Here is a 25,282-nt window from a genome sequence, read left to right on the forward strand (position 1 = left end):
AAAGCCCGGCGAATGCGTACCGCATCTAGTGGAGAGCCCCCTTCTTGTTGAAGGGGGCGCGCCGACAGGCGCGGGGTTAAGGAGGCAGGACGGGCCCCAAGGTTTGCAACGCAAACCTTGGGTTACCTTCGACGGTCAGAACTGACCGCCGAAGGTAAATTGCAGGCGCTCGATTTCGTCGCCGTCTTCCTTCTTCAGCGGGAACGCGTAGCTGATCGAGATCGGGCCGACCGGGGCGCGCCACAGCAGGGCCACACCGGTGGACACGCGCAGCTCGTTGGCCTTGAAGTTGTCCACGCCGTTGTAGACGTTGCCGAAGTCGACGAAGGCCGAGATGCGCGCCGACGGGCTGTCGAACAGACGCGGGAAGTAGGCTTCCACCGAGCCCACGGTCTTGAGCGAGCCGCCCAGCGGCTGCCCGTTCGGGTAGCCACGGGTCACTTCGCGCGGACCCAGCGTGTTGTCTTCGAAACCACGCACCGAGTTGGTACCGCCGGCGTAGAAGTTCTCGAAGAACGGCAGGCCCGAGGCGGTCACCACGCGGGTGGTGCCGTCCGGCTCGGTGACCACGGCGGACATGTCCTTGCCGTAGCTGTCGCCGTAGCCGACTTCGGCGCGGGTGTTGATGACCAGCGACGGGATGATCGGCCAGTACTTGGAGAACTGGTAGTTCAGCTTGTAGTACTCGACGGTCGAGCCGGGCAGGGTGGTTTCCAGGCCGACACGCTGGTAGGTACCGCGGGTGGGCATGAAGTAGTCGTTGCGGGTATCGCGCGCCCAGCCCAGCTCGCTGCGCCAGGAGTGGAACGTCTTGCGGCCGACGGCGTTGATGTAGTCGATGATCGACTGCGGGGTCGAGCCCGGATAGGTGGTGATCTGGTTGCTGTCGATGCCCACCATCAGCGAGACGGTGTCGTTCTCGGTGATCGGCACGCCGAACACTACCTGCGCGGCACCGTTGGTGCTGTTGTACTGCGCGGTGTTGAAGTCGGAGTAGTCCAGCTCGCGCCAGGACAGGTTGTAGCCCAGCGAGACGCCGTCGTCGGTGAAGTACGGGTTGGTGTAGCTGAAGCCGTAACGCTGCAGGTAGCTGCTGCGCGACGCTTCGACCGACACGCGGTTGCCGCCGCCGAGGAAGTTGTTCTGCGACAGCTGCACCGAGGTGGTCATGCCGTAGGACTGCGAATAGCCCAGGCCGAACACGAAGCTGCCCGAGGTGGTTTCCTTGACGTTGTAGACCACGTCGACCTGGTCGTTGCTGCCGGTGACCGGCGGCGTCTCCACGTCGACCGACTCGAAGTAGCCCAGGCGCTGCAGGCGGATCTTGGAACGATCGATCGCGGCCTGCGAGTACCAGCTGTTCTCGAACTGGCGCATTTCGCGGCGCAGCACTTCGTCGGAGGTGCGGGTGTTGCCCTTGAAGGTGATGCGGCGCACCGACACGCGCGGGCCGGGAACGACCTGCATGTTGATGGCGACGGTCTGCTCGGCACGGTTGCTGGTCGGGATCGGGTTCACCTTGGCGAAGGCGTAGCCGATGTTGGACAGCGAGTTGGTGATCGCGTCGGAGCTGAATTCCAGCAGGGCACGCGAGAACGTGTCGCCGGACTTCTGGATGACCATGCGCTCGACATCGGCCTGCGGCAGGATGGTGTCGCCGGTGACCTTGATGTCGGAAATCTTGTACTGCTCACCCTCGGTCACGCCGGCGGTGATGAACATGTCGCGCTTGTCGGGGCTGATCGACACCTGGGTGGAGTCGATGCTGAAGTCCACGTAGCCACGGTCCAGGTACCAGGAGTTGAGCTTTTCCAGGTCGCCGGACAGCTTTTCCTTGGAGTACTGGTCATCGCGGCGGTACCACGAGGCCCAGTTGTGCTCCTTGGACTCCCACGTCTCCAGGATGTCTTCGGCCGGGTACTTTTCGGTGCCCACCAGGTTGACGTGCTGGATCTTGGCCGCCTTGCCTTCCTTGATCGCGATGGTGATGTCCACGCGATTGCGGTCCAGCGGGCTCACCGTCGGGGTGATGTCGACGTTGTATTTGCCACGGTCGTTGTACTGGCGGCGCAGTTCCTGGGTCACGCGGTCCAGGCTCAGGCGGTCGAAGGTGCCGCCCTCGCTCAGGCCGATGTCGCTCAGGCCCTTGAGCAGCTGGTCGCTCTTGATGTCCTTGTTGCCGGTGACGGTCAGCTTGTTGATCGCCGGGCGTTCCTTGACCGTGACCACCAGGATGTCGCCCTGGCGGGCCACCTGGACGTCTTCGAAGAAGCCGGTCTTGTACAGCGCACGGATGCTCTCGCCGACCTTGCTGTCGGTCAGGGTGTCGCCACGTTCCACCGGCAGGTAGGTGAACACGGTACCGGAGGTGATGCGCTGCAGACCATCGACACGGATGTCGCTGACGGTGAAGGGCTCGGCTGCCTGCGCCAGGGCGGGCACGCCGAAACCGGCGGCGAGTGCGAGGGCAAGCAGGCGGCGATTGGGGAGTCGCGTCATGTCACGTCCGGTTGGAGTCGAATGCAATGTTGCGGGATGCCGGCGCATAAGACGACGACAAAAGGGAAAAAGTTCATCGCAGCGGCAGGCTGAGGATGTCGTTGTAGAACGCCAGTCCCATCAGCCCGGCCAGCAGCGCCAGGCCCACGTACTGCCCGGCGGCCATGGCGCGCTCGCTCAGCGGGCTGCCCTTGACCAACTCAATAAGGTAATACAGCAGGTGCCCGCCGTCCAAGATGGGGATGGGCAGCAGGTTGATGATGCACAGGCTCAGCGACAGCAGGGCCAGGAAATACAGGAACCAGTCGGCCCCGCGCTGGGCCGAGACGTTGGCCACCCGGGCGATGGTGACCGGGCCGGAAATGTTCTGCAGCGAGGCGTTGCCGGTCACGATGCGGCGCATCATGCCCAGCGAGTCGCCGGCCATCCGCGCGGTTTCACGCAGCGCCGCCGGCAGCGCGGCCAGCGGCCCGTACTGGAGCTTGGCGTCATAGGCCGGGGCGCTGGCCTGCGCAAAGCCGATGCCCAGCTGCCAGACCGGCGCGCCCTGCGCGTCCTTGCCCTGGCGCGGGGTCAGCTCCAGCGCCAGCCGTTCGCCGCCGCGCAGCACCTCGACCATGCCGGGGCCGCCGCGCTCGCCGAGCGTGCGGATCTGCGGGGTCACCTGGTCGGCACCTTCGATGCGCTGGCCGTCGATGGCCACGATCAGGTCGCCGGGCATCACCACGCCCTGGGCGGCCGAATCGGGCAGGACCTTGTCCACCAGTGCCGGTTGCAGCGAGGACAGCCAGCCCACGCCCGCCAAAGCCAGCACGTGGCGCTCGTTGAACCCGGCGGGCAGTTGCGACAGCGGCAGGCTGCGGGTGTGGGCCTGGTCCAGGCTGTCGCGCACCTCGATGCGGGCGTCGTGGCGGTCCATCGCCGCGGTGGTCAGGGCCATGCTGGCCTCGCCCGCGGTGGCCACGCTGCGGCCGTCCACGCTGAGCACGCGGTCGCCGGCCTGCAGCCCGGCGGCCTGTGCCATGCCGGTGGTGCGGCCGATGGTGGCCGAGTAGTCCTGGCGGCCGAGTACGAACATCGCCCACAGCAGGGCGATGCACAGCAGCAGGTTGGCGACCGGCCCGGCGGCGACGATGGCAATGCGCTGCCAGACGGTCTTGTGGTTGAAGGCCTGGCCGCGTTCATGCGGATGCACCTCGACCTCGCGCTCGTCGAGCATCTTCACGTAGCCGCCGAGCGGGATCGCGGCAATGGCGAACTCGGTGCCCGCCCGGTTGCGGCGCATCCACAGCGGCCGGCCGAAGCCGACCGAGAACCGCAGCACCTTCACCCCGCAGCGCCGTGCGACCCAGTAATGGCCGAACTCATGGAACGTCACCAGCACGCCAAGGCTGACGATCATCCACCAGACGGATCGGATGAACTCACCCATGGGCGACGATGCTGGAGAAGGGCGGGAAGGGCATTCAGGCGTGGTCGATGGCGGTTTGGGTGATCAGGCGGGCGCGCTGGTCGGCGGCCAGCAGGACCTCCAGTGTATCGGCGGACTCCACCGACAGTGTTGCCAGAGCGTTAGCGACCAGCGCCGGAATGGCAAGGAAAGCGGTCTTTCCCTGAAGAAACGCTGAAACCGCGACTTCGTTGGCGGCATTGAGGATGGCCGGGGCAGTGCCGCCGGCGGCCATTGCCTGCCAGGCCAGGCCCAGGCAGGGGAAGGCGTCGTTGTCGGGGGCCTCGAAATCCAGCCGGCCCTGGCGCAGCAGGTCCAGCCCGCCGACGCCCGATTCGATCCGCTGCGGCCAGCCCAGGCCGACGGCCAGGGTGGTGCGCATGTCCGGCAGCCCCAACTGGGCCAGGGTCGATCCGTCGATGAACTCGACCAGCGAATGGACCAAGCTCTGCGGGTGCACCAACACCTCGATGCGCTCGCCGGGCACGTTGAACAGGTGGTGGGCCTCGATGACCTCCAGCCCCTTGTTCATCAACGTCGCCGAATCGACCGAGATCTTCGGCCCCATCGACCACTTCGGGTGCGCCACGGCCTGGGCCGGGGTGACCTGCGCCAGCTCGGCGCGACTGCGGCCACGGAACGGCCCGCCCGAGGCGGTCAGCAGGATCCGGCGCACGCCGGCCCCGTCCAGGCTGGCATCGCGCGAGCGCAGGCACTGGAAGATGGCGCTGTGCTCGCTGTCGATCGGGATGATCTCGGCGCCGCCCGCGGCGGCCTGGCGCATCAGCAGTTCGCCGGCCAGCACCAGCGACTCCTTGTTGGCCAGCAGGATGCGCTTGCCGGCCGCGGCGGCGGCCAAGGTCGAGGACAGCCCGGCGGCACCGACGATCGCCGCGACCAGGGTGTCGCACTGGTCGCTGGCCGCCAGGGCATCCAGCGCGGCGGCGCCGGCGTGGGCCTCGGTGGCAAGGCCGGCATCGCGCAGGCCATCGCGCAGCGCGGCATACAGGGCCTCGTCGGCGATCACGGCGTGCGCGGGGCGGTGCGCGGCACACAGCGCGACCAGCGCCTGCACCTGCCGGCCCGCCGCCAGCACGGTGACCTGGTAACGGTCCGGATGGCGCGCGATCACATCCAGCGCGGATGCGCCGATCGAGCCGGTGGCGCCGAACACGGCGACCCGGCGGGGAGCGTTGACGGCATCCATGGTCAGAATCCGAAGATTTCCTTGCCCAGCGCGAACACCGGCAGCGCGGCGAGCACGCCGTCGATGCGGTCCAGCACGCCGCCGTGGCCGGGAATGATGTGGCCCGAGTCCTTGGCGCCCGCGTGGCGCTTGATCAGGCTCTCGTACAGATCGCCCAGCACCGAGGCGAACACGGTGACCACGGCGGTGACGACCAGGCCGACCACGTGGCCGCCGTCGATGCCGGCCAGCCAGCCGAAGCCCAGCGCGACGATCAGGCCGGCGAGCATGCCGCCGCCCAGGCCTTCCCAGGTCTTGTTGGGGCTGATCCGCGGCGCCAGCTTGGTGCGGCCGAAGGTGCGGCCGGCGAAGTAGGCGCCCGAATCGGCGGCCCACACCACCGCCAGCGCGGTCAGCAGCCACAGGTGGCCGTTGTCGCCGCTGGCGTGGATGAGCACCAGCGAGGCCCATGCCGGCACGATGGCCAGGGTGCCGGCCAGCAGCTTGAGCGCGCGCGCCGGGCTGCTCGGGCTGGCGCCGAAGGTGAAGAAGCGCAGCCACAGCAGCGCCATCAGCCACCAGGCGATGCCGACCAGCGCGGCGATCTGGTACAGCACCAGCGAGCCGTCGCCGGCCCATACCATCAGCACCATCAGCAACAGGTTCAGCACCAGCAGCACGGTACGGGCGAGGGTGTCGTCCACGTCGGCCAGCTTCAGCCATTCCCACAGCCCGATCAGGAACACGGCGGCGGCGGCGGCGGCCAGCCACTGGGTGGGCAGCATGAGAATGGCGAGGATGGCGACCGGCGCCATGATCAGCGCGGCGATGACTCGGGTCTTGGTCATGGGGTGGACGTCTCGGTGGCCAGGGCGGCGATCTGGGCGCTGGTCAGGCCGAAGCGGCGTTCACGTGCGGCGTAGGCGTCGAGCGCCTGCTGCAGGACGGCGGCGTCGAACTCGGGCCACAGCACGTCGGTGAACCACAGTTCGGTATAGGCCAGCTGCCACAGCAGGAAATTGCTGATGCGGGTGTCGCCGCCGGTGCGGATGAACAGGTCTGGCGGCGGCAGGTCGGCCAGGGCGACCCGGCTGGACAGCATCGCCTCGTCGATCTGTTCGGGCAGCAGGCGGCCGGCGGCCACGTCCGCGGCCAGCTCGCGTGCGGCCCGGGCGATGTCCTGGCGGCCGCCGTAGCTGGCGGCGATGCTCAGGGTCATCGCGCGGTTGTCGGCCGTGCGCTGCTCGGCCAGCTGCATGCGGCTGACCAGCGCGGCGCCGAAGCGCTCGCGTTCGCCGATGAAGCGGACGCGCACGCCACGGCGGTGCAGTTCGTCCACCTCGCGGTCGAGCGCATTGAGGAACAGCTTCATCAGCGCGTCGACTTCCTCGCTCGGCCGGCCCCAGTTTTCACTGGAAAAGGCGAACAGGGTCAGCGCGGCGACGCCACGCTCCAGGCAGAAGTCGATGGTGCGGTTGACCGCGCGCGCGCCGGCGCGATGGCCGATCACGCGCGGGCGGCGTCGTTTCTGCGCCCAGCGCCCGTTGCCATCCATGATGATGGCAACGTGGCGCGGGATCGGCGCGAGGGTCGGGGTGGTCGGGGCCTGGGACATGGGGCTCAGACCGCCATCAGTTCCTTTTCTTTCTCGGCCACGACACTGTCGACGTCCTTGATGGACTTGTCGGTCAGCTTCTGGATGTCGTCTTCGCCGCGCTTTTTGTCGTCTTCGCTGATCGCCTTGTCCTTGATCAGCGCGGCGATCGCCTTGTTGGCGTCCTGGCGGATGTTGCGGATGGCGATCTTGGCGCCTTCGCCTTCCTTCTGCACCTGCTTGCCCAGCTCCTTGCGGCGCTCTTCGGTCGGCGGCGGCAGGTTCAGGCGGATGACGGTACCCGCCACGTTCGGGGTCAGGCCGAGGTCGGAGGCGTAGATCGCCTTCTCGACGTCCTTGATCATGCCCTTGTCGAACAGGGTGATGACCAGCGAGTGGCCTTCGGACACGCTGATCGAGGCCACCTGGTTGAGCGGGGTGTCGGTGCCGTAGGCCTTGACGGTGATGCGGTCCAGCAGGGCCGGGGACGCACGGCCGGTGCGGATGGAGGTGAGGGTGTGCTTCAGAGCATCGATGCTCTTTGCCATGCGCGTCTGCGCGTCCTGCTTGATTTCGTTGAGCATCGCCCGAATCCTGGATGTAACCGGTAATCGGGCGATTATAGGCGAATACGGGGCCTGGCCGCCTTATCGCTGCCGCCAGCGGCCGCTCCCCGGGGGAGCGGCGCGTGCCGCGTTCAGGCTGCCGGGTCGCGACCCTTCACCAGGGTGCCGATGTTCTCGCCGTGCAGGATCTTCAGCAGCTCGCCCGGCTGGCCCATGTCGAACACGCGCAGCGGCAGGTCGCTGTCGCGGGCCAGGGCGAAGGCGGCGGTGTCCATCACTTCCAGGCCGCGACGGATCACTTCGTCGTAGGTCAGGCTGTCGAAACGGACCGCATCGGCGTACTTGTTGGGGTCCTTGTCGTACACGCCGTCGACCTTGGTGGCCTTCAGCAGCAGGTCCGCGCCGATCTCGATCGCGCGCAGGGCCGCGCCGGAATCGGTGGTGAAGAACGGGCTGCCGACGCCGGCGGCGAAGATCACCAGGCGACCCTTTTCGAGGTGGCGGATGGCGCGGCGGCGGATGTAGTCCTCGCACACGTCGTTGATCTTGATCGCGCTCATCACCCGCGCCTTGGCGCCGAGCTTCTCCAGCGCGTCCTGCATGGCCAGCGCGTTGATCACGGTGGCCAGCATGCCCATCTGGTCGCCGGTGACCCGGTCCATGCCGCCCGCGGCCAGGCCGGCGCCGCGGAAGATGTTGCCGCCGCCGATCACCAGCGCCACTTCGGCACCGGCCTGCTGGGCTTCGATCACTTCGCGGGCGAGGCGGTTGATGACCTTCGGGTCGATGCCGTAGTCCTCATCCCCCATCAGTGCCTCCCCGGAAACTTTCAGCAGGATGCGACGATAGGAAAGATTGGACATGGTGGCCTCTGGATGCGTGGAAAACGCGGGAATTCTACTGGAAGCCGGGTCGCACCGTGAGAAAACTTGTTGCACTGCGGCGGCGGCCGGGAGGGCCCCGGCCACGGCCGGCGGGGCGCCCCGGTCAGGCCGGGGCGGTACCCGGAGAGCGAGCGATGACGCGGTTGCGGCCCAGGTTCTTGGAGCGGTAGAGGACGTCGTCGGCCGCCTTCAACAGGTCCTGAACATCGGCGAAACGCTCGTAGCCCCCCTGGGTCGCCACGCCGGCGGAAAACGTGACGAACAGGGGGCCGTCGGGGACTTCGGCCATGGGCGTGTTGACGATGTTGGCCAGTACCCGGCGCACCACGTCCAGCGCGACCAGCTCGGTGGTGTTGGGCAGCAGGGCGATGAACTCTTCGCCGCCGAAGCGGGCCACGGTGTCGCTGTTGCGCAGCTGTTCCTGCAGCTTGCCGGCGAAGGCGCGCAGCACCTGGTCGCCCATCAGGTGGCCGTGGGCGTCGTTGATCTTCTTGAAGTCGTCCAGGTCGATGAAGGCCACCGACAGCGGCCAGCCGTGCCGGGTGGCGCGCAGGAATTCCTGTTCCAGCACGGCCTCGAGCTGGCGGCGGTTGAGCACGCCGGTGAGCGCATCGCGGTGGGCCTGCTCGGCGAGGCGGTTGGCGCGGGCCTCGAACTCGTCGGCACGCTGCCGGGCCAGGGCGGCATCCTGCATTTCGCGCAGGTTGCGCAGGGTGGCCAGTTCCTGGGCGTGGTCGATCAGCTGCTGCACGCGCGAGGGCGAGAACAGGGTGGTTTCGAACAGGGCGCTGATGTCGGGCAGGGCCTCGCCGATGCGGGCCAGCACCTGGTCGAACTGGGCGCTGTCCAGCTGCAGGGTTTCGTTGACCTGCTGCAGCGCGTGTTCGCGCGCGGCATCGGCGTCGGCGTTGAGCCAGATGTCGGCGACCGCGCCGGACAGCGCCACGCAGGCCTGGAAAGTGTCTTCGGCGGCGGCCGGCGACTCGCTGCGCGCGATGCTGTCCACCAGGTAGCGCGGCAGATCCCATTGCTCGGCCACCCAGGCGCCGACGTCGGCATGGCTGGACTGCAGGTGCTCGCGTTCCAGCGCGACCAGCGCGTCGTTGTCGGTGGCCTGGTGCAACAGCGGCAGGTAGGTGTCCGGCTGCGACTGGGCCAGCACCAGGATGCCCAGGTCCTGCAGCAGGCCGGCCAGCATCAGTTCCTCGGCCTTGCGCAGGCCACGGGCCTGGCCGAGCAGGCTGGCGGCCAGGGCGCTGAGGATGCTGCGCCGCCAGGCGCGCTCACGCAGGTCCTGGCCCCGGCCCGGTGCGGTCAGGCCCTGGGTGACGGTGAAGCCCAGGGCGAGGCTGACGGTGGCGTTGAGGCCGAGCATGGTCAGTGCCTGGCCGAGGTTCTCGATCCGCCGGCGGCTGGCATACAGGGGCGAGTTGGCGATGCGCAGCATGCGCGCGCTCAAGGCCATGTCGATGGCGATGATGTCGGCGGCGGTGGTGATGTCCGCTTCCGGGTCCTGCGCCAGTTCGATGATGCGCAGGGCAATGCCTGGCGGCGAGGGCAGGTTGCGGCAGAGCGCCAGGGCGGCTGTCAGCTCGGGAGGCATGGCGGGATGATGTGTGTGTTGTGGCAAGAATACATGGAGTCCGTCACAGATTTGAGCGTTGATTCCTGCCCTGGGCTCCACGCTGGCGTGGGCATCACGATGGTGATGCGCCATGCCATGCAAGCCCGGTGGGCAGATCGCGGCGGGTGTGTTCGTCGCGCCCTTGGTAACACATTCGCCGGCGTAGGGGGAGGGTCGGAGGGCTCGGCTGCGGCCCGGCGCGGCGTTGCGGGCCGCGTAGCGCTACCATGCGCGGTTCATTCACAAGGAAGGCGCACCACATGGCGGTCAAGACGCTGCAGGAATTTCTGTCCACCACCCAGGAGAAGGACGTCAGTGCCGATGCTTTCGAGCTGGAAAGCCCGCACATGCTGGAGGTCCGGGTCGATGGGATGGTATGGGCCAAGGCCGGCTCGATGGTGGCACGCAAGGGCGGGGTGAAGTTCACCCGGCAGGGGCTGCTGGAGCAGGGGCTGGGTACGCTGCTGAAGAAGATGGTGAGCGGCGAGGGCCTTCAGTTGATGAAGGTCGAGGGGCAGGGCCGGGTGTACCTGGCCGATGCGGGCAAGCAGGTGACGCTGGTGCGGCTGGCGGGGGAGTCGATTTTCGTCAACGGCAACGATGTGCTGGCGTTCGAGACGGGCGTGGCGTCGAAGATCACGATGATGAAGAAGGTGGCGGGGATGCTGTCCGGCGGCCTGTTCAACGTGAAGCTGAGTGGGCACGGGATCGTGGCGATGACGTCGCACTACGAGCCGATGACGCTGCCGGTGACGGCGCAGGGCGGGCCGGTGTTCACCGATCCGAACGCGACGGTGGCCTGGTCGGGGTCGCTGGTGCCGGAGATCGTGACCGACATTTCGCTGGGGACGCTGGTGGGACGCGGGTCGGGCGAGAGCCTGCAGATGCGTTTCGCGGGCGAGGGCTGGGTGGTGGTGCAGCCGTACGAGGAAGTGACGTTCCAGTCGAAGGGGTGAGGGTGGGGGGGATGTGCGCTGGCGCGCGGCTTTTTTGCGTCAACTTCAACTTCAACGTCAACTTCAACTTCAACGTCAACTGCAACTGCAACTGCAACTGCAACTGCGGCGCCGCGGTGCTGCGGGTTGGGTCGGCGCGGGTAGGCTGGCGGGACACGCCGTGAATCCATCCCTGGAGGCTCGTGGGCGCCATCCATGGCGCCCAACGGTCCCGCCAGCCCACCCGCACCAACCCCCGACAATGTGCGGGCGCGTTGGGAGGGCAACGGCAACAGCCGGGGGCGGTGGGGGGGGGGGCGGTTTGCTGTGGGGAGGTGGCTGGTGAGTCAGTGGTGTTGGGTGGTGACGAGTGAGTCCGTGGTGGTGGGTGGTTAATGGCTGGCGAGTGATTGGTCGTTGGTTGGGGGCCGCACGGTGGTTGGCCTTCCGGCCGCCGGGTGGTTAGGGGATGGTGGATGGTGGATGGGGTGGTGGATTCGTCGAGAGATGGGGGGTAGAGCCGACCGTTGGTCGGCTGCTCCGGACCACTCGATATCCCACCCCAAAACCACACCTCATCTCCCCATCCAACCCATCCACAAACCAACGATACCGACCACGCCGACCACCCGGCCACTCAGCCACCCGGCCACTCAGCCAATCGGCCAATCGGCCAATCGACCAATCGACCAATCGACCAATCGACCAATCGACCAATCGACCAATCGACCAATCGACCAATCGACCAATCGACCAATCGACCAATCGACCAATCGACCAAGCCCGCTTCAACAGCAGAACCAAAGCCCCGCTGTCCCCCATCCATCCGTCCGCGGCACCATGTCGGGGCTGGCAGGCTTACCCCCTGCCGGGACCGTTGGGCGCCATGGATGGCGCCCAACGAGCCCCCATGGATGGGTTCACGGCGTGTCCCGGCAGGGGGTAAGCCTGCCGGCCCGCACGGAACCACAAACAGCAAGGAAGCCAGCTCTGCGCTTTACGCTTCAACGCTTCAACGCTTCAAAAAAACAACCACCCACAAAAAAACCCGGCCGAAGCCGGGTTTTTTCGTTGAAGCGAATCACCCGCCATCGCCGAAGCGACAGCGTGGTGGATCAGGCCAGGCCGGCCTGCTTCATCACTTCGGCGGCGTAGTCTTCCACCACCTTCTCGATGCCTTCGCCAACGGCCAGGCGCTTGTAACCGACCACATCGGCGTTGGCAGCCTTGACCACCTGCTCGACCGACTGGTTGGTGTCCAGCACGTACGGCTGGCCGTACAGGGTCACTTCGTTGACGATCTTGGCGATCTTGCCGCTGATGATCTTTTCCAGGATGTCGGCCGGCTTGGACTTGTCCTTGTCGGTCATCTTGGCCAGTTCGATTTCCTTTTCCTTCGCAACGAACTCGGCCGGCACGTCCGCCGCCTTGTTGTGCGGCGGGTTCATCGCCGCCACGTGCATCGCCAGGCCGCGGGCCAGCTCGGCGTCGCCACCGGCCAGTTCCACCAGCACGCCGATACGGCCGCCGTGCACGTAGGCAGCGACGTTGTTGGCCGATTCCAGGCGCACGATGCGACGCACGTCGACCTTCTCACCGACCTTGGCGATCACCGCGGCGCGGGATTCCTCGACGGTCTCGCCCGACGGCAGCTTGGCCGCCTTCAGCGCGTCGATGTCGGCGGCGCCCGAGCTCAGGGCCACCGAAGCAACGGCCTTGGAGAAGTCCAGGAAGTTGCTGTCCTTGGCGACGAAGTCGGTTTCGGAGTTGATCTCGACCAGCACGGCCTTGTTGCCGTCCTGTGCCGCCACGATGATGCCCTCGGCAGCCACGCGGTCAGCCTTCTTGTCGGCCTTGGCCAGGCCGGACTTGCGCAGCCATTCGGCCGAGGCGTCGATGTCGCCGCCGTTTTCGGTGAGTGCCTTCTTGCACTCCATCATGCCGGCGCCAGTGCGCTCGCGCAGTTCCTTGACCAGGGAAGCAGTGATTTCCACGGGATTTCCTCACGAAAGAAAGGGGTTGGGCCGGCATGGTGGCCGGCCCGTGTGACAGTGTCCTGTCGTCGCGCCGTCGGCAGCGGACAGGAGCAGCGGCGGGCGCGTGGCGCCCGCCGGGGGCCTGGATCAGGCCTGGGCTTCGCCAGCCTTGTCGGCAGCCGGAGCGGCAGCGGCCTTCTTGGCCGGAGCGCGGCGGGCCGGCTTGGCTTCGTCGGCAGCGCCGGCTTCGGCGAACTCTTCCTCACGCACGGTAGCGGCGTGCGGCGCAGCGGCCTTGCCTTCCAGCACGGCGTCGGCAGCGGCGCGGGCGTACAGCTGCACAGCGCGGATGGCGTCGTCGTTGCCCGGGATCGCGTAATCGACCAGTTCCGGGTTGTAGTTGGTGTCGACCACGGCGATCACCGGGATGCCGAGCTTCTTGGCTTCCTTGATGGCGATGTCTTCGTGGCCGATATCGATGACGAAGATCGCGTCCGGCAGACGGTTCATGTCCTTGATGCCGCCCAGCGAGGCTTCCAGCTTGTCGCGCTCGCGACGCAGGCCCAGCACTTCGTGCTTGACCAGCTTGTCGAAGCTGCCGTCGGTTTCGCCGGCTTCCAGTTCCTTCAGGCGGGCAACCGACTGCTTCACGGTACGGAAGTTGGTCAGCGTGCCGCCCAGCCAACGCTGGTTCATGAAGGGCATGCCGCAACGCTCGGCTTCTTCACGGATCGACTCGCGGGCGCTGCGCTTGGTGCCCAGGAACAGGATGGTGCCGCGCTTCTGCGCAACGCTGGAAATGAAGTTCATCGCGTCATTGAAGAGCGGAACGGTCTTTTCCAGGTTGATGATGTGGATCTTGCCGCGGGCGCCGAAGATGTACTGGCCCATCTTGGGGTTCCAGTAACGGGTCTGGTGGCCGAAATGGACGCCGGCTTCCAGCATCTGACGCATGGTGACCTGGGGCATTGCAGTAACTCCTGATGGGGAACCGGCCGCCACGGGGAATAGTTGGGCGGTCCGCCGCAAGGCGGGTGGTTCCGGGGTTTGGCTTCCCTGTCGCTTCCGTGGCCGAACTCCTCGCGGAGCACCCCGGCACGGATATGGGCGGCAGGTGTGGATTCACCGGTGACGTCCGGTGTTGACGTATTGCCGCGCCAAGGCGGCAGCAATCCGGTCGATTATAGCCCGCCCGGGGCGCTGCCCGCAATGTTGCCAGCGGCGGCGGGCAGGTCGGCCTCGCCGGCGTGGTCCAGGCGGGCGCGGAAACGCCCCCCGGCGTAACCCTCGGGACGGGCGGGCAATGGCCAGCCACGGGTGCTGCGCGGCAGGACATAGCCGGCCAACCCGTCGATCAGGGCGTGGCGCCGGCCCTGCGCATCGACGAACACCAGGTCGGCGAGGTGGGCGTGGCCATCGCCGTCATTATAAAGGCGCAGCAGCGGCGCCGACGGCCCCCCGGCCAGGGCCACGCGCAGGCGCGAGGACGGTGCCGCCGGCGCCTGCGGCTTCAGGAATACCGGCAGGGAGACGCGGGTGGCATCGGCACTGGCGTCCGCGCCCGGGCTGATCACCAGCCGATAGCCCTGCTCGGCCGCCGCCGGCGCGGCACCCAGCCGCACCACCCGCAGGCGCTGGCGCTGGCCGGGCGCGATGCGCAGCTGGGCCGGGCTCACCACCAGCGTGTCGTCGGCCTGCAGCCGCTCCTGGTCGCCGTCCTGCTCCCAACGGTACAGCCGGGCCTGGCCGGTCCATGGCGTGCCGGCGGGATTGGCCAGCCACAGCTCGGCGTGCGCGGGGACGGCCGGGACCGAGACGCTCAGCGGGCTGATCTCCAGGGCACGCGCGGACAACGGCACCAGCGCCGACAGCGCGACGACCAGCAGCGATCGCATCAGTAGGTCACCGTGACCCGCGGCGCCTGGCCGGCCTTGGTGGGCGGTGCGGGCGGGCTCAACGCACTCACCTGGGCCGGAACCGGGGCGCGGCCGTCGCTGCGCTGGTGCGCGGGGCGGCAGGCTGGATCGGCCGACGCACCGGCGCGGGCGCAGTCGGCGATGATCCGCACCCCGACCCGCAGCGCGGCGCTGCCGGCGGGCCGGGCCTGGGCGGTCGGGGCGCCCGCGGAAAGGCTCAGCAGGCAGGCCAGGGCAAGCGTGGACGGGCGCGGGGACATCGGGCGTCGCAAAGCGGGGGATGCGACCGTTAGCGGCCGGGATCGCAGCCGCTTGAGCAAATGTGTCTATTGGGTCAATAAGTGATGGTGACGGTGATCACATCGCTGTAGCTGCCCTGCGCCGGAACCGCGCCCGTGGTGGGTGGGGCGCGCCCATACACCGTCAGCGTCTGCGCCGCCCCGTTGCCGGTGCCGGCCTGGGTGTCCGTGTTGACGGTGGTGCCCCAGCGCTGCGAGCGGGCCGGATCGCGGTAGAGCTCGTAGGGGATGTAGTAGACGCTGTTGTCCGGTGCGGTGAAGCGCATGCGCCGGGTGGTGCCCTGCGCGTTCTGGCCGTTGCCCAGGCCGATGCTGTAGGCGGTGCGGTTGATGCAGGTCAGCCCGATCGTCGAGGTGCGGTCCAGGTTGGCGGTGATCGCCCCGGCATTGCTGCCGAAGTCCATGTCGGTGGTGACGTAGGCGCTGCACTGGGGCAGCACGTTGGCGCTGACCGTGAACGGGAAGGCGCTGTCGGCGGTCTTGTGGCCGCTCACGCCGCTGGCCGTGGTGCACAGCGCCGGCGGCTGCGCGGTGCCGATGATGCTCTCGTTGTAGGCGTATTCCAGGCTGACGTTGGCCGCGGTGAAATTGCTGGCGAAGCTGCCGGCCGAGAGCACCTGCGCGGCTGGCACCTGTCCGTACAGGGTGACGCTCTGCGCGCCGCTGCCGCCGGTGATCAGCGGCACGGCATAGCTGAGCGTGACGATCGCCGCCGGCGGTGAGCCGCCGGGAACGGCTCCCCATACGGTCGTGCGCCCGGCATTGGTGTACAGCTGGAAGGCCATGGGGTCGGCGGTGGCGTTGGTCATGCTGCGGGTCGGCAGCACGCTGGTGCCGGTGCTGCCCGTGCCGATTTTCAGGCAGGCGCGCACGCTGGCGCTGCCGAGGATGCTCAGCGCGGCGGTGCTGCAGGTGATGGTGAAGCTGGTCATGGCGTTGGTCGGGCTGGCCGCGCCATTGGTGATCGTGCCGAACGCCAGCGTCGTCGGTGCCGTGGCGGTGCAGGTGGTGTCCGCGCGCGCCGGCACCGCGTGGCCCCCCAGCACGATGACCAGCAGCAGGGCGAGGCGCAGCGCGGCGGTCATGGCGCCGGCGCCGGCAGGCAGCGCAGTGGGCCGATGCGCGTGGCGCCCGGCGAGGTTGCGGTGACGGTGGGCGCGACGTGCACGCGGCAGTGCCCGTTCGGCACCTGCACCTGCAGGTCGGCCGGCAACGCCACGTCTTCCAGGTAGGTTTCCCCGTCATAACCGACCGTCGCGCTGCGTCCGCCGGGCAGCCGCACGCTGCTGCCCACCGGCAGCGGTGCCCCGCTGGCATCGTGCAGGACCACGCTCCAGCCCTGGGTGCGGCGCAGCCCGAAATCCACGCCGAGCCCGGCACTCTGGCGCGGGGTGACCCAGGTATCCACGCGGTCGGCGCGCATGTCGGCGGGCAGGTCCAGGGTGTCGATCGACAGCCGGTTGCGCTGCCAGGACAACAGCGGGGTGACCAGCAGCAGGCCGTTGCGGTCGGTGCTGCCGATCAGCCGGTTCTCCAGCCGCACCGGGATGCCGGGATGGCCGTCGGTGGAGACCACGGCGAAGGCGTCGGAGACCTCGCGCGCGGCGAACAGGTGCCCGCCCATCCAGACCACGCTGCCGCTGGCACTGGCGTAGCCGTAGTCGAACTCACCCTGGCGCGCGTAGCCCAGCGAGTAGCGGCCCACCCGGTTGAGCCAGCCCAGCTCGGCCAGCCCGCCGCCGCCATCGTCGCCGCCACGCGCCTGCACGCGCCAGCCATGGCCGCCCTGGCTGCCATCGCCGGGCACCGGCTGGGAGAGGTCGGCGACATAGGTCATGCGCTCGCCGTTGCGCTGTGCCGACACGCTGCTCTGGCGGTTGCGGCCCAGCGCGGCCGAGACCGAGAGGTAGGCGCTGCGGTCCTCGCGGTCGGACAGGTTCTGGTTGAAGGACAGGTAGGCCGACCAGCGGTCGCCGAAGCTGCGCGACCAGAACAGGCTGGCATAGCGGTTGTCCTCGCCGTCGGGGTAGCGCAGGCGCAGGTAGCTGGCGCTCAACGAGCCGGCCCGCTGCAGGTTGAGGCCGAGCGTGGCCTGCTCGCTGATGTCCGGCGGCAGGGTGTCCTGCAGCGCGCCCAGGTCGCGATAGTCGCCATGGCTGCGCCGGGTGGACAGGTTGATGTTGAAGCGCCGGTTGTTCCAGCTGTAGCCCAGCGCGTATTGGCCGCCCTGCAGGCCGTCGAGGCGGCTGTGCGCATACGCCGCGTTGAGCACCCCGGCGCCGCCCAGCAGCCACCAGCCGCCGACCCCGCCATTGATCACCCCGCCGCCGCCCTCGACGTGCGCCTCGGCGGTGAACTGGTCGCTGGCGCCATGCCGCCAGGTCGCGCTGCCGATCACCGGCGCTTCGTAGCCGAACGAGCGGATCCCGTAGTCGCGGCGCATCTTGCCGAGCCCGGCCGACCAGTCCGATAAGCCCTTGGCGAGCAGCTGCTGCGCCCCGTAAAAGGCGAAGTCCAGGGTCTGCATGCGGCCGAACGCATCGGTGATGACCACCTGTGCGTTGCCGGTGCCGTTGATGCCCGGTTGGGCCGCCAGCTGGAACGGACCGACCGGGACCTCGCCGTTGTACTGGCGCAGGCCATCCACGTACAGCTCCACGTTGGAGGGCACGACCGCTTCGCCGAGGAAGGTCGGCGTGGGGGTCAGCACGCGGTACGGCTGCAGGCCGTAGTTGCGCCCGATCTGCACGCCGCCCATGCGCACCGGCCGGCTCCAGTCGACGAAGCCGCTGTAGAAATCGCCGACGCTGAGGGTCACCGCCGAATCAGGGAAGTCCAGGCGCCAGGCGGTATCCAGGCGCACGCTTTCGCCGCGCCACTGGTGGTCGGCCGGGTCCTGGTAAGTGCGCAGCAGCGCGCTGGACTCGAACACGCCGCTGCCCAGCCCGAACAGGCGCACTTCGGTGGTCAGGGCAAGATTGCCGCCGCCTTCGTTGTGGCTGCCGTAGAGGTCGTAGTTGAGCACCGCGCCGGGCGAGGCCGCGGCGGCGGGCGCGGTGTCGGTCGGACGCTCCAGGCGCGTGGTCGGCAGCGACAACTGGTCCAGCGGCACGTCCAGGGCCAGGGTCTGGAGGCTGGCGTCGTAGCGCACCACCACCCCGCTGAGCTGGTCCAGCGCGACCGGCTCCTCGCCCCGCGCCGAAAAACCGAGCTGGCGCAGGGTTGCCGCCGACGCCATCAGCCGGCCCTGCAGTTCGGTGAACGGCAGCAGGCCGCGCGGGGTCTGGTTGAGGGTGACGTCCAGGTACAGCGTCTGCGCGGCCGTCAGCGGCGTGGGCGGTGGCAGCAGTGCTTCCCCGGACGCGCCGATGTCGGCGTCGGCGGCCATCGCCGCGCACGGTGCCAGCGTCGCGGTGAGCAGCATCCGCACGCAGGCCTCAGCGAGCCGCTGGCGCGACGGGCAGTGGCGTCTGGGCCGACTCGCCATTGATCTTTGCCGAGAACGTGGCGCCCGCCAGGCGGGCCGCCGGAACCTCCAGCGGCCAGCGCATGGTCTGCCCGCCGAGGACGTAGCCGATCAGGCCGGGATGGATGATCTGCGGCCGTTCCGCCGTGCCCACGCCGATGTCGGCCAGCTGCGCGTAACTGTTGCCGCTGTTGTGCACCTCCAGGGCCGGGCGCCCGTCAGCGAGCCGGGCCACGCGCGCCTGCAGGGCGTGTTTGAGCGGCTGCTCGCCGGCCGGCTGGATAAAGACCGGCATGGAGTAGCGCAGCACGAACTGCATGCCGGTGCGGCGCGGGTCCACGCTGGGCAGTTCGTCCACCACCACCCGGTAGGCGCGCTGTGTGGTCGGCGCCGTGGGATCGCTGCGCACTACCCGGATCAACTGCTGCTGGCCGGCGGCCAGCGACTGCATGGGCGGGCTGACCTGCAGCGCGGTGGTTGGCAGGAGCTGGTCCTGGCCGGTGTCCTGGCGCCACTCGAACACGCGCACCTGCACCTGGACCGGCGTGGTGCCGCTGTTGGTGAGCCACAACGCGTCGGCGTTCTGGCGCGGCGTCAGTTGCAGCGACGTAGGGGCGACCTGCAGGCTTGCGGCGGTGGCGCTCCCCATCAGCAGCCACAGCCAGCCAAGGGCCGCGCACCCGAACCGCCAAGGGCCAGGCCCTGCGGAAATCGGCATGGCGGACCTCAGTAGGTGATGGTGGCGGTGATGGTGTCCTGGTAGTTACCCGCGGCGGCATTGTTGACGCTGGGGTTGGCGATCTGGCCGTAGACATTGAGCGTCTGCGCCAGTCCGGTGCCGATGCCGGCGGCGGTGTTGGTGCCGGTGGTGGTGCCCCACACGTTGGTATGGGCGGCATCCCGATACAACTGGTACCCGACGAAGTTGTTGGCGGTCACGCTGACGTCGGTGTTCTTCATGCGCCGGGTGGTCACGTCGTTGGCCGTGCCGGCATTGGCGCCGGCGTTGAGCGCTACGGTGTACGGGGTCAGCGCCGAGCACTGGGCGGTGATGGTGCCCTGGGCGTTGGACGGGGTGGTGGCGGTGGACAGTGCCGAGCCGAAGTCCACGTCGGTGGCGGCCGCGGCGGTGATCGTGCAGGCCTTGGTAATGATGATCTTGACGTTGAAGGTGGTGGTGTCGGCCGCGAAGGCGGGCGCCGCCAGGCCGGACAGGGCCAGGCTCAGTATGGTCGTGCGGAGGAATCGCATGGGCATGCTCCTTGGACGGATGTCCTTGCTGAACAACACGATGCTGCCGGGACTGCTACTGCGGGGGTCACCCCGGTTATAGGGAGGAACTTGTTGCGAAGCCGTGAGATTAGGAAAAATCAATGGCCGTTTTCGGCACGATCTGGCGTTGCGTGACTGCCATCACATATGTTCAGGAACCTGACACTGCCCCCAGCCCAAACCCCGCCTGTCAGCGTTCCACCCGATCCCGTTCAGATTGGCCCCGGATCGGCGATAATGGTCGACATGAGCGTGAATCTGAAAACCCCCGAGGAAATCGAACTGATGCGCATCGCCGGCCGCCTGGCCAGCGAGGTGCTCGACATCGTCACCCCGTACGTCAAGCCTGGCGTGACGACCGAAGAGCTGGACCGCATCTGCCACGACCACATCATCAACGTGCAGAAGGCCACGCCGGCCAACGTCGGGTACCGTGGCTTCCCGAAGACGGTCTGCACGTCGGTCAACAACGTGATCTGCCACGGCATCCCCAGCGAAGCCAAGGTCCTCAAGGACGGCGACATCGTCAACATCGACGTCACCGTGATCAAGGACGGCTGGCACGGCGATACCAGCCGCATGTACTACGTAGGTACCCCGTCGACGATGGCCAGGCGTCTGGTCGATACGACCTACCAGGCCATGTGGGCCGGCATCCGCGCGGTCAAGCCGGGCGCCACGCTCGGCGATATCGGCCATGCCATCCAGACCCTGGCCGAAGGCGAGCGGTTCAGCGTGGTGCGTGAGTACTGCGGCCACGGCATCGGCAAGGTCTACCACGATGAGCCGCAGGTGGTGCATTACGGCCGCCCGGGCCAGGGCCTGGTGCTGCAGCCGGGCATGACCTTCACCATCGAGCCGATGATCAACGAGGGCACCCGGTACAACAAGGTGCTGCCCGACGGCTGGACCGTGGTGACCAAGGACCGCAAGTTGTCGGCGCAGTGGGAGCACATGATCGCGGTCACCGAGACCGGCGTGGACGTGCTGACCCTCTCGCCCGGCGAATCGCAGGTCTGAGCATGCTGCCGGCGAGCCCGATGCTGGACGCGCCGGCCGACTCCGTCGCCGACCCGGACTGGGCGGCGCTGGCACGGCAGTCGCTGCAGCAGACCGATGCGCGGCTGTACCGCCGCTTCGACCAGGGCGACAGCATCGAGCGCCTGCTTGCGCTGCGTGCGCGCGCGGCCGATCACCTGATCCGGCTGGCCTGGCAGCGCTGCCTGCCCGCCGGCTCGGGGCTGGCGCTGTTCGCGGTGGGCGGCTACGGGCGCGGCGAACTGTTCCCGCGTTCGGACATCGACGTGCTGGTGCTCGGCGCGCCCGAACAGCAGCGTCGGCATGAATCGGGGCTGGCGCGCTTTTTCGCGCTGGTGTGGGATTGCGGCCTGCCGGTCAGCCATGCGGTGCGTTCGCCCGCCGAATGCACCCAGGCCAGCGACGACCAGACCGTGCTCACCGCCTTGATCGAATCACGCCCGCTGGTCGCCGACGAGGCCGCGCGTGCGGCGTTGAAGGCGGCGGTGAACGTGGACGGCCTGTGGTCGCCGCGTGCCTTCTTCCTGGCCAAGCGCGAGGAGTTGCTGGCCCGCCATCAGCGCTTCGGCGATACCGCCGACAACCTCGAGCCGGACATCAAGGACGGCCCGGGCGGGCTGCGCGATCTCAATACGCTGGGCTGGATGGCGTTGCGCGCCTTTGGCGTGCGCGACCTGGAGGCGCTGGTCGGCCTGGGCCATCTGGGGCCGGATGAAGCGGCCGCGCTGAAACGCGAGCGCTGCGCGCTGGCGCGGCTGCGCTTCGGCCTGCACCTGGTCGCCAACCGGCCTGAGGAACGCCTGCGGTTCGATTACCAGAAGACCCTGGCGGCACGCCTGGGCTTCGAGGACGACCTCGAAAGCCTGGCCGTGGAAAAAATGATGCAGGGCTTCTACCGCAGTGCCACCGTGGTGCGGCGGATCAGCGATCGGCTGCTGCAGCGCTTCGAGGAACAGTTCGACGGCGAAGCGGTGCCCGAGCCGGTCAGCGTCGGCTTCTCGCTGCGCCGCGGCTACCTGGCCGCCAACGACCCGGCGTGGCCGCAGGGCGACATCGAGCAGGTGTTCGCGCTGTTCTCCAGTTGGGCCTACAACCCGGAGGTGCGCGGCCTGCATTCGCTGACCGCGCGCGCGCTGGCCGAAGCGTTGCCGGAGCTGGCCGCCTATACCGATGCCAGCCCGGCCGCACGCGAGCAGTTCCTGGCCCTGCTGCGCAGTCCGCGCGCGGTGGACACGCTGGCACGGATGGCGCGCCTGGGCGTGCTGGGGCAGTGGATCCCCGCGTTCGCGCAGGTCTCCGGGCGCATGCAGTTCGACCTGTTCCATGTGTACACGGTGGACCAGCACACCCTGATGGTGCTGCGGAACATCGGGTTGTTCGCCAGCAGCCGCGCCGACGAGCGGTTCTCGATCGCGCACGAGGTGTGGCCGCGCCTGCGCAAGCCGGAGTTGCTGCTGCTGGCCGGCCTGTTCCATGACATCGCCAAGGGTCGCGGTGGCGACCATTCCGAACTCGGCGCGGTGGATGCGCACGCCTTCTGCCAGGCGCTTGCGCTGAGCAGTTCGGACACCGAACTGGTGGCCTGGCTGGTCGAGCAGCACCTGCGCATGTCGGTCACCGCGCAGAAGCAGGACATCTCCGATCCGGAGGTGATCCACCGCTTCGCCACGCTGGTGGCCAGCCGCGATCGTCTGGATTACCTGTACCTGCTGACCTGCGCCGACATCGCCGGGACCAGCCCGAAACTGTGGAACGCCTGGAAGGACCGGCTGCTGGCCGACCTGTACTTCGCTGCGCGCCGTGCACTGCGCGACGGGCTGGAAAACCAGATGCCGGCCGCCGAGCGCGTGGCCGAGGCGCGCGAGTCGGTGCGCCAGCTGGTGCGTGAGCGGGGTTACGACGATGCCACCATCGAGCGCCAGTTCACCGTGATGCCGGATGAAAGCTTCATCCGCCTGCGCCCGGAGCAGCTGGCCTGGCAGGCCGCGGCGCTGGTGCCGGTCAAGCAGGGCCAGACCCTGGTCAAGGTGCGTCGGATCACCCCCGACGACCAGGCGCTGGAAGTGTTCGTGCATTCGCCCGACCGCGATGGCCTGTTCGCCGCGATCGTGATGACCCTGGACCGCAAGGGCTATGGCATCCATCGTGCGCGCGTGCTGGATGGCCCGGTGGACACCATCTTCGATACCTTCGAAGTGACCCCGGCCGACAGCTTCGCCGATGGCAACGCACAGCGGCTGGAACTTGCCCTGCGTGAAGCGCTGGCCGGCGACCTGACTCGCTTGCGCCCGTCGCGACGGGTGATTCCGCGGCAGTTGCGGCATTTCCGCTTTGCCCCCCGCATCGAGTTCCGCGATGGCAGCGACGGCAACCCGGGCACCCGTTTCAGCCTGGTCGCGCCCGACCGCCCCGGCCTGCTGGCCGACGTGGCCTTCGTGCTGCGCAACCAGCGCCTGCGCGTGCATGACGCACGCATCGCCACCTTCGGCGAGCGCGCCGAAGATATGTTCGTGATCAGCGACGAGCACGACCACCCCCTTACCGAATCCGCCAGGCAGCAGTTGCACGACGCGATGCTGGCCTGCCTGGACCCTGATCGAAACGCCGGAGACCCCCACTGATGGCCACCAAGCCCGCCAAGAAGACCGCTGCCAAGACTGCAGCGGCCAAGAAGACTGCTGCCCCCAAGGCCGCGCCTGCCACCCGGCCGGCGGCGGTGAAAAAGGTCGCGACGAAGAAGGCCGCGACGAAGCAGGCGCCGGCCACCAAGGCTGTTGCCACCCCGGCCGAAAGCGCGGCCAAGCGCAGCGCCAGCCGCGATGCCACCATCGCCCGCAAGTCGCTGCGCAAGCCGGCCACCCCGGGCGTTGAAGAACTGAAGTTCGGCATCGAAAGCGCCTTCGAGCGCCGTGCCACGCTCACCCTGCACGAACTGGAAGGCTCGACCAAGCCGCTGGTCGGCCGGGTCATCGACGGCCTGGAAACCGGTGAATTCCGCGTCGCCGAGCCCGATGGCCACGGTGGCTGGAAGGTCAACGAATGGCTGAAGAAGGCCGTGCTGCTGTACTTCCGGGTCAACGACATGGCCGTGGTCGACGCGCGCCCGGCGCCGTTCTGGGACAAGGTGGAATCGCGCTTCGCCGGTTTCGATGAGGCCAAGTTCCGTCGCGCCGGCGTGCGCGTGGTGCCCGGCGCGATCGCCCGTCGCGGCAGTTACTTCGGCAAGGACGTGGTGCTGATGCCGAGCTTCACCAACATCGGCGCCTACGTGGGCGAGGGCACCATGGTCGATACCTGGGCCACGGTCGGTTCGTGCGCGCAGATCGGCAAGCACTGCCACCTGTCCGGCGGCGCCGGCATCGGCGGCGTGCTCGAGCCGCTGCAGGCCAGCCCCACCATCATCGAAGACCATTGCTTCATCGGCGCGCGTTCGGAAGTGGTGGAAGGTTTCGTGGTCGGCCACCACAGCGTGATCGGCATGGGCGTGTTCCTGGGCCAGAGCACCCGCGTCTACAACCGCGCCACCGGCGAAATCAGCTACGGCTCGGTGCCGCCGTACAGCGTGGTGGTGTCCGGGCAGCTGCCGTCCAAGGACGGGTCGCACTCGCTGTACTGCGCGGTGATCGTCAAGCAGGTCGACGCCAAGACCCGCAGCAAGACCAGCGTCAACGACCTGCTGCGCGGCCTGGCCGACTGAGCACGCCGCTGCCCGCGCTGGCGCAGGCAGCGCGCTACCGCCACCCGGTTGCCGGGTGGCCGGGACGCGGGCTGCAGCGTCTGCTGGCCTGCACGGCATTGACCGCCGCGCGGCGCGCACTGACCGGCGTGGTGCCGGTGCCGCCGCTGGTCAGCGACGTGCGCGAGGTGGTGTACCTGAGCTGGTGGGTGGAGGCGCGGCATGCGCCCCCGCCGCCGCCCGGCCACCGGCTGTTCGTGCATGACGGGCGCACCCCCTACACGATCCTGACCTACCGTCATGGCCACTTCGGGCCGGCCCTGGCCGGCCCGTTGCGTCGTCTGTTCCCGTCGCCATTGCAGAGCAACTGGCGCTGGTACGTGCTGCCGGACGCTGCCGACGCACGGTCGGACGAGCCGCGCGTGCTGTTCGATCGCAACGTGATCGACAGCGTGGTGCATGCGGTGGGCGCGCGGCTGTGGAGCGATGCCATGCAACCGCACCTGGCCGCGCGGTTCGAGCATGCCGTGGATGCGCACGGCGGCCACACCCTGATCGAACCGGGGCAGGGCAGTGCGCCCATGCTGCGGGCGCGGGTGCGGCCCGCCGATGCGCTTCCGGCGGCGTGGGCCGCCGGCGCCTTCGGCGATGCGGCCCGGGCGATGGCGTTCCTGGCCTGCCAGGACGCCGCGTTCGCGGTCGCCCCGGATGGCCGGCTGGCGCTGACCCGCATCGACCTGCCGATCGCGCTGGCAGCGGTGCAGCCGTTGCAGCTGGACGGGCCGGTGTCCTGCCCGCACCTGGCCGCGATGGGCGTGGCGCTGGACGATGCGTTCTGTTTCCGGGTGCCGCAGGTGCCGTTCCGGGTCGTGTCCGAACGTCTGTTGTGACATCCTCAGCG

General features: G+C 68.5%; 21 protein-coding genes. 5 read left to right on the top strand and 16 right to left on the bottom strand.

What is annotated here, in order from left to right; all coding sequences use genetic code 11:
* Positions 1-135 precede the first annotated feature (135 nt).
* From bamA to AC06FD_RS08650, 8 genes are all read right to left on the bottom strand, one after another.
* The gene (bamA, locus tag AC06FD_RS08615; protein ID WP_449334806.1) at positions 136-2,499 is read right to left on the bottom strand and encodes an outer membrane protein assembly factor BamA; all 2,364 of its coding nucleotides are present in this window, start codon (positions 2,497-2,499) and stop codon (positions 136-138) included.
* A 73-nt stretch (positions 2,500-2,572) separates the two neighbouring features.
* A complete protein-coding gene (gene rseP, locus AC06FD_RS08620) occupies positions 2,573-3,931 on the bottom strand; it encodes an RIP metalloprotease RseP (RefSeq protein ID WP_259204066.1) in 1,359 nt (452 codons plus the stop codon).
* A gap of 34 nt (positions 3,932-3,965) precedes the next feature.
* The gene (gene dxr / locus AC06FD_RS08625) at positions 3,966-5,156 is read right to left on the bottom strand and encodes a 1-deoxy-D-xylulose-5-phosphate reductoisomerase (RefSeq protein ID WP_478077568.1); all 1,191 of its coding nucleotides are present in this window, start codon (positions 5,154-5,156) and stop codon (positions 3,966-3,968) included.
* 2 nt (positions 5,157-5,158) lie between these two features.
* Entirely contained in the window at positions 5,159-5,983 is an 825-nt protein-coding gene (locus tag AC06FD_RS08630; protein ID WP_259204070.1) for a phosphatidate cytidylyltransferase, read from the bottom strand.
* A complete protein-coding gene (gene uppS / locus AC06FD_RS08635) occupies positions 5,980-6,750 on the bottom strand; it encodes a polyprenyl diphosphate synthase (protein ID WP_259204074.1) in 771 nt (256 codons plus the stop codon). The genes AC06FD_RS08630 and uppS overlap by 4 nt, the downstream gene beginning before the upstream one ends.
* A gap of 5 nt (positions 6,751-6,755) precedes the next feature.
* Entirely contained in the window at positions 6,756-7,313 is a 558-nt protein-coding gene (gene frr, locus AC06FD_RS08640) for a ribosome recycling factor (protein WP_256776804.1), read from the bottom strand.
* 113 nt (positions 7,314-7,426) lie between these two features.
* Positions 7,427-8,158 (bottom strand): UMP kinase, encoded by a 732-nt coding sequence (pyrH, locus tag AC06FD_RS08645; protein ID WP_259204085.1) that lies wholly within the window; start codon positions 8,156-8,158, stop codon positions 7,427-7,429.
* 124 nt (positions 8,159-8,282) lie between these two features.
* Positions 8,283-9,782 carry an HDOD domain-containing protein gene (locus AC06FD_RS08650; RefSeq protein WP_478077569.1) on the bottom strand — a complete coding sequence of 500 codons (1,500 nt, stop codon included), beginning with the start codon at positions 9,780-9,782 and terminating at the stop codon, positions 8,283-8,285.
* A 281-nt stretch (positions 9,783-10,063) separates the two neighbouring features.
* Between AC06FD_RS08650 and AC06FD_RS08655 the strand changes: the two genes are divergently transcribed.
* Complete coding sequence (locus AC06FD_RS08655; protein WP_259204108.1) at positions 10,064-10,759, top strand: AIM24 family protein; 696 nt, start codon at positions 10,064-10,066, stop codon at positions 10,757-10,759.
* Positions 10,760-11,853: 1,094 nt separating this feature from the next.
* On the opposite strand, the gene tsf is transcribed toward AC06FD_RS08655, so the two are convergent.
* The 8 genes from tsf to AC06FD_RS08695 form a co-directional block, all read right to left on the bottom strand.
* The gene (gene tsf / locus AC06FD_RS08660; protein ID WP_259204118.1) at positions 11,854-12,732 is read right to left on the bottom strand and encodes a translation elongation factor Ts; all 879 of its coding nucleotides are present in this window, start codon (positions 12,730-12,732) and stop codon (positions 11,854-11,856) included.
* A gap of 129 nt (positions 12,733-12,861) precedes the next feature.
* A complete protein-coding gene (gene rpsB, locus AC06FD_RS08665; RefSeq protein ID WP_259204130.1) occupies positions 12,862-13,683 on the bottom strand; it encodes a 30S ribosomal protein S2 in 822 nt (273 codons plus the stop codon).
* A 212-nt stretch (positions 13,684-13,895) separates the two neighbouring features.
* The gene (locus AC06FD_RS08670; protein WP_478077570.1) at positions 13,896-14,609 is read right to left on the bottom strand and encodes a fimbrial biogenesis chaperone; all 714 of its coding nucleotides are present in this window, start codon (positions 14,607-14,609) and stop codon (positions 13,896-13,898) included.
* On the bottom strand, positions 14,609-14,890 hold the full coding sequence (locus tag AC06FD_RS08675; protein WP_478077571.1) for a hypothetical protein: 282 nt from the start codon (positions 14,888-14,890) through the stop codon (positions 14,609-14,611). The genes AC06FD_RS08670 and AC06FD_RS08675 overlap by 1 nt, the downstream gene beginning before the upstream one ends.
* Positions 14,891-14,964: 74 nt before the next feature.
* Entirely contained in the window at positions 14,965-16,014 is a 1,050-nt protein-coding gene (locus AC06FD_RS08680) for a Csu type fimbrial protein (RefSeq protein WP_394164835.1), read from the bottom strand.
* Positions 16,011-18,353: a fimbria/pilus outer membrane usher protein gene (locus tag AC06FD_RS08685; protein WP_478077771.1), complete on the bottom strand. Its 2,343-nt coding sequence runs from the start codon at positions 18,351-18,353 to the stop codon at positions 16,011-16,013. The genes AC06FD_RS08680 and AC06FD_RS08685 overlap by 4 nt, the downstream gene beginning before the upstream one ends.
* A 13-nt stretch (positions 18,354-18,366) precedes the next feature.
* On the bottom strand, positions 18,367-19,113 hold the full coding sequence (locus tag AC06FD_RS08690) for a fimbrial biogenesis chaperone (RefSeq protein ID WP_478077572.1): 747 nt from the start codon (positions 19,111-19,113) through the stop codon (positions 18,367-18,369).
* Between the two features lie 8 nt (positions 19,114-19,121).
* Entirely contained in the window at positions 19,122-19,646 is a 525-nt protein-coding gene (locus tag AC06FD_RS08695; RefSeq protein ID WP_259204151.1) for a Csu type fimbrial protein, read from the bottom strand.
* A 267-nt stretch (positions 19,647-19,913) separates the two neighbouring features.
* On the opposite strand from AC06FD_RS08695, the gene map reads away from it, so the two are divergent.
* Genes map through AC06FD_RS08715 form a run of 4 tightly spaced genes read left to right on the top strand, consistent with a single transcriptional unit; the run spans position 19,914 to position 25,271 of the window.
* On the top strand, positions 19,914-20,687 hold the full coding sequence (gene map / locus AC06FD_RS08700) for a type I methionyl aminopeptidase (RefSeq protein WP_259204160.1): 774 nt from the start codon (positions 19,914-19,916) through the stop codon (positions 20,685-20,687).
* A gap of 20 nt (positions 20,688-20,707) precedes the next feature.
* Entirely contained in the window at positions 20,708-23,326 is a 2,619-nt protein-coding gene (locus AC06FD_RS08705; protein WP_478077772.1) for a [protein-PII] uridylyltransferase, read from the top strand.
* Complete coding sequence (gene dapD, locus AC06FD_RS08710; protein ID WP_259204174.1) at positions 23,326-24,402, top strand: 2,3,4,5-tetrahydropyridine-2,6-dicarboxylate N-succinyltransferase; 1,077 nt, start codon at positions 23,326-23,328, stop codon at positions 24,400-24,402. The genes AC06FD_RS08705 and dapD overlap by 1 nt, the downstream gene beginning before the upstream one ends.
* Positions 24,399-25,271 carry a hypothetical protein gene (locus tag AC06FD_RS08715; RefSeq protein WP_478077773.1) on the top strand — a complete coding sequence of 291 codons (873 nt, stop codon included), beginning with the start codon at positions 24,399-24,401 and terminating at the stop codon, positions 25,269-25,271. Before dapD ends, AC06FD_RS08715 begins: the two co-directional genes overlap by 4 nt.
* Positions 25,272-25,282 lie beyond the last annotated feature (11 nt).

The sequence above is a fragment of the Stenotrophomonas sp. Steno-Z1 genome, from assembly GCF_056393175.1.